This window comes from Bradyrhizobium sp. P2_E8, from assembly GCF_056403875.1.
The window spans coordinates 1-4,055 of the sequence record NZ_JBFUES010000723.1 but is presented as its reverse complement, the minus strand read 5'-3'; the positions used below and the strand labels follow the sequence as shown (position 1 = coordinate 4,055).

Below are 4,055 nucleotides of genomic sequence, written 5' to 3'. Positions count from 1 at the left end.
CGGCAGGAGACGGTGGTCGGCGACACGCCAAACCTCGCGGCGCGGCTGCAAGCCTTGGCCGACCCGGGCACGGTGGTGATCTCCGCTCGCACCCGGGGGCTCGTTGGCGGGCATGCCGCTGGCAATTTCAACCAACTTGCGGGCGGCGACTTCTGGATCAGTTAAGGGGCGAGCAGAGGCGTGTTTCATGGCGGACAAATCGATATATTGAGTCGCCGTCGATGACCAAGCACATCTGCGGTGTCAGAATGTGAGGCTACTTCGGCTTCTGCTTGTCCGCTAACTCGCGAGCGGCCAAGCCAAGCTCCAGCTCTCTGAGCTGTTCGACCAGCTCTTTGACGATCTCATCATAGTCAGAAGGCGTCAGTGAATGTACGCCTCGCAATACCATTTGCTTCTGAAGGATCGTTGCCATCATGGCTCTAACGCTCATGGGCCGCTCAAATTCAACTCGCTACAAAATCAATCTGAAGTAGATGCCAAACGCTGCGGATGCGCAATCTCCGTAGAATAACGGCCCATGGCGAGGCCTTGCGGCATCCAAGAACCACTTTGGCAGGTGCTCGACAATTGAGCGCGAAATAAGAAGCGCGGGATTGCGTTCCGTTGTTTCGGGACGCGATCTGAAGCGTAACGAAAGCCGAATCGCGCTTCGGAAAGTAAAATTTGGTTCTGTGTCATAATCATAATGACTCCGACGTAAAAATAGAAAATAGGGTGCAAAAAACAAAAAATGATGGGAGGAGTAGATGGATACTGTGTGTCGCCTGCGCGCGATGGCATCGCTGTGCCGTCAGACTGCCGCGCATCACCCCGACAGAAGTCGGAAACTGCTCGCCGAAGCTGAGTATTGGGAGCATTTAGCCAACGATGCGCTGCGCGATCAGTCGTGCACATCTGCCTTCCCGCTCCCAGCAATCGGAGATGATGCGAACACTACGCAATCGGCCCCCAGTATGGCGGCATGAGCGCTTTTGGCGCCGGAGTCCCCTTGAGGGTCGCGGCGACTCTTTGCAGAGCGTCCTGTTCTGGGGGGAGCAGGTCTCAATTTTCCTCGCGGCGTACGTGCGAGGCAGCGGTAGGAATAGCGGTAAATCACGAAAAAGCTGGACTAATTTTTTTGGCAGGGGGGCGTTCATGGATAGCGTAGAGCGGTGCTTCGCCGCAGTGACGGCAATCGGTTTCTTTGTGACCGTCGTGGGGGTCATATTGCTGCAGACGATCTAAGTCCTAGCTCCGCGCGAATTGCAGGCCAGCTCGCGGCGGCCGGGCTTTGGGCTGTAGGTCAGCCGCGCTGCGCTCAAGATCACTTTGGGACTACTTCTTCAACAGTATCCCTAGTGTTCGCGCCATTCGCTTCACTGATCCTGCGTGACGGCCTAGCTCCGCTGCTATCTTCGATACGCCAGCCTGTGCCCGGGCGAGCCTGACCAGTCGTCGGACTTCCTGCTCGTCCCATTGTTTTGGCTTCGGTGTTTTCATGGTGCGGCGCTCAACCCGCGCTAGTTAACCACCGCGCCTACTAGCCGACACTTGGGAAATTTACGGGTGGTGCCTGCCACCCGTGAAGGCTCGGCGGTGCGGCGGAGTATTGACGCGGCTCGACACCGTCAATCACGATAAGTAAAAATTTACGGCTTTTCCGGAGCATGGGACGATATGTACAAAGTCATCTGAGCATGAGCCGCAAAGAAGCGTTTTGCCGGTCAGACCGGTATAGCCGTATAGTCGAGAAGCTTGATCGGCTGATCCAGAGTTCGAAGCCTGTTTACAGCAGCTATCTTGCTGATCAGCTAGGAGTTTCAGATCGCACCCTCCGGTCGGCCGTACTGGATTCGACCGGCATGTCCCTTCATCGCTACGTGCGGATGAAAAGGCTATCGAGATCTCGCGAAAAGCTTCAGCATGGGGCGGCCAGCGTGAAGAGCGTGGCATTGGACTGCGGGTTTTGGCATCTGAGCGACTTTGCGCGCGAGTATAGGTTGTTATTTGGAGAGCTCCCTTCTTCCACCTTACGATGTGCAAAATCGGAAGCAGCGGTTAAGTAAAAGTCCGTTTCATCAAATCATTACAGGCAAAATCCTGCTCGGGGCGTCACTTCAGGAGCTACGCCAGGTGATGCCGCGCCAATAAACGGCATTCGCTTCGGAGGAATGAAAAACCAAGGCTCCGGCGAAGCAGGTAGCGGCAATGCTGCACAGCAGGAAACGGCTCATTTGTTTGATCTCGGTGAGACGTTAAACCTTTGCCGACGCTATGCGAGGTCGGCGGTAAAGCCAAGGCACCGAAATTTCGGATCGATGTTTACTTTTGCGCTCGGCGTGACTTCCCAACCGGGTTTTATCCGCACCCACGACGCACAGTATGCCGCTCTCTATAGCATCACCACCAGCCAAGCCGCCATCCTCGCGCTCTTCCGCGTGGTCAATCGCTACGTCGGTAACTCGCAGCCGATGCCCGGCGTCTTCCCCGACGACCCAGCGCCCCGCGATCCGTAACACGGGAAGCGGGACCGAAACGACACTCGGTTAAGGGACTGGTTACCAGTCACTGTCACCATCTACATATAGGTCGTCGCTACAAGTGGCAGCGCATTCTAGAACGGTTCGATACTTCGACACGCCCGGTTGGCGGTCTCTTTCAGGAGAAGCCCCAATGTTTAAGGGCTTCACGGTCTTCGTTGTTGCGCTGATCAGCGCAGCGCAAGTGGATCAATATCTAACCCACGGTCGGTACACCGACGCGGCCATGGCTATGCTGCGGCAAATCAAGCATGCGTTCGGTTTTTAAGATGTCCATCGGGGACAAATTTGAGGCGCGTGATGGAAGGCATTACATGGGCTGATCTCGATGCAGATGAGCAACGCGCCATTACAGTGTTGGGAGCAGGGCTTTCYATCGAGCTGTGTGACCCCGTTGCTCTTGTGAAATTAAAGAGGCTCGGGCTGATCGTGGGCTCCCATTTGACAGCTGCTGCGCACGAGTTGCGGAGGGGCGCTGTTTTAGACGAACTCGGGACGCGTGATTGCTGCTCGAAGGTATGAATGAGGCTCGGGAGGTGCTGAAGATGTCAGGGGCTATTGGGCTGATCGTTGAGGGTTACATTTCGCTCAAGGACCAGAAGTCTCTCGATGAACTTCGGATGCAGCGCCGGAAACTGATTGCAGACCTCAACGCGTGCACCGGGATCGACTGCACGAGTACTATCCAGCAGATCGAGGAAGACATCGTCGTGATCGAGACTGGACTGGCGCGGTTGGAAGGCGCAACGACGGGATAGCCGGTCAGTCTGTGGTGTTCACGTTCAACCCGTTGGCCCGCAGGTTGCGGAGGTAATAGCCTTGTGCCCGAACGGCTGACTTGATTTCCTCGCTGACCTTGAGAACTCTTTTTCTGCTCTTGCGCCACTTATGCGTAGAGTAAATCACGGGGACGGCAGAGCCTGTGCTTAGAACGAGCAAGTCCCGCTTATCATTGCGATAGACATCAAACATTTTTGCCCCGCAGTTCGTATGAACTAAACAAGAAATATGTTTCGGTTGTCTCAATAGACCAGCTTAGTGTCTCGGATGTCGTCGCGGGTTGTAAATGTGCAACGTCCGGGATTTCTTCAGCATGTTCCGGATTAGGAACGAGCGGCGCAAGCTCGGCCGTGAGTTTTGATCAAATTCTTGCGCGGCAGTCGAGTGTGAATAGCCTACCGAATTCCGCCACAACTGCATGAGCAATGCCCGGATGCATGAAATCCCGCGCTGCGATCACTGCGAAGAAGAGTTCGCGCCTGAAGAGCTGACCGGGGCGTACTCCAGTCGCCCCATCAGAAGCCGCGGTCGGGGCAAGCGCTGCCGCTCGGTGGCGCTGGGCCAGCTTGGCCGCGCGGCGGAAGCGAAGGAAGAACTGGAAAAGGCCGTCTCGCGCGGACCTTCGTTTGCACCTCAGCGATCGCAGTTGGCAAGATCATCCGATATGTTTGGGCGATCTAACCACCTTGTCTCACACTATCGAGAAATTGCTCCTTTTCGCCGGGCGCGTAACCCTGCGAAGCACCATAATAT

The 4,055-nt window shown here is 55.8% G+C and carries 7 protein-coding genes; 5 read left to right on the top strand and 2 right to left on the bottom strand.

Annotated elements, in window-relative coordinates; translation table 11 throughout:
- Positions 1–256: 256 nt before the first annotated feature.
- Positions 257–418: a hypothetical protein gene (locus AC1D00_RS30415; protein ID WP_477013207.1), complete on the bottom strand. Its 162-nt coding sequence runs from the start codon at positions 416–418 to the stop codon at positions 257–259.
- A 1,231-nt stretch (positions 419–1,649) separates the two neighbouring features.
- On the opposite strand from AC1D00_RS30415, the gene AC1D00_RS30410 reads away from it, so the two are divergent.
- From AC1D00_RS30410 to AC1D00_RS30395, 4 genes are all read left to right on the top strand, one after another.
- The gene (locus AC1D00_RS30410; protein ID WP_477013206.1) at positions 1,650–2,048 is read left to right on the top strand and encodes a helix-turn-helix transcriptional regulator; all 399 of its coding nucleotides are present in this window, start codon (positions 1,650–1,652) and stop codon (positions 2,046–2,048) included.
- Between the two features lie 105 nt (positions 2,049–2,153).
- Positions 2,154–2,498 carry a hypothetical protein gene (locus AC1D00_RS30405; protein WP_477013208.1) on the top strand — a complete coding sequence of 115 codons (345 nt, stop codon included), beginning with the start codon at positions 2,154–2,156 and terminating at the stop codon, positions 2,496–2,498.
- A 157-nt stretch (positions 2,499–2,655) separates the two neighbouring features.
- Complete coding sequence (locus AC1D00_RS30400; RefSeq protein ID WP_477013205.1) at positions 2,656–2,790, top strand: hypothetical protein; 135 nt, start codon at positions 2,656–2,658, stop codon at positions 2,788–2,790.
- A 235-nt stretch (positions 2,791–3,025) separates the two neighbouring features.
- Positions 3,026–3,280, top strand: coding sequence for a hypothetical protein (locus tag AC1D00_RS30395; RefSeq protein ID WP_477013204.1), 255 nt, complete (start codon positions 3,026–3,028; stop codon positions 3,278–3,280).
- Between the two features lie 4 nt (positions 3,281–3,284).
- Here AC1D00_RS30395 and AC1D00_RS30390 read toward each other — a convergent pair whose 3' ends face one another.
- Positions 3,285–3,494 (bottom strand): hypothetical protein, encoded by a 210-nt coding sequence (locus AC1D00_RS30390; RefSeq protein ID WP_477013203.1) that lies wholly within the window; start codon positions 3,492–3,494, stop codon positions 3,285–3,287.
- 226 nt (positions 3,495–3,720) lie between these two features.
- Between AC1D00_RS30390 and AC1D00_RS30385 the strand changes: the two genes are divergently transcribed.
- Positions 3,721–4,055 (top strand): hypothetical protein (locus AC1D00_RS30385; protein WP_477013202.1); only part of this gene is annotated, 335 nt, incomplete at its 3' end.

Bases quoted from the DNA above. Each gene is read 5' to 3' on its own strand.
- AC1D00_RS30415 (WP_477013207.1), bottom strand. From the start codon at position 418: ATGATGGCAACGATCCTTCAGAAGCAAATGGTATTGCGAGGCGTACAT.
- AC1D00_RS30410 (WP_477013206.1), top strand. From the start codon at position 1,650: ATGGGACGATATGTACAAAGTCATCTGAGCATGAGCCGCAAAGAAGCG.
- AC1D00_RS30405 (WP_477013208.1), top strand. From the start codon at position 2,154: ATGAAAAACCAAGGCTCCGGCGAAGCAGGTAGCGGCAATGCTGCACAG.
- AC1D00_RS30400 (WP_477013205.1), top strand. From the start codon at position 2,656: ATGTTTAAGGGCTTCACGGTCTTCGTTGTTGCGCTGATCAGCGCAGCG.
- AC1D00_RS30390 (WP_477013203.1), bottom strand. From the start codon at position 3,494: ATGTTTGATGTCTATCGCAATGATAAGCGGGACTTGCTCGTTCTAAGC.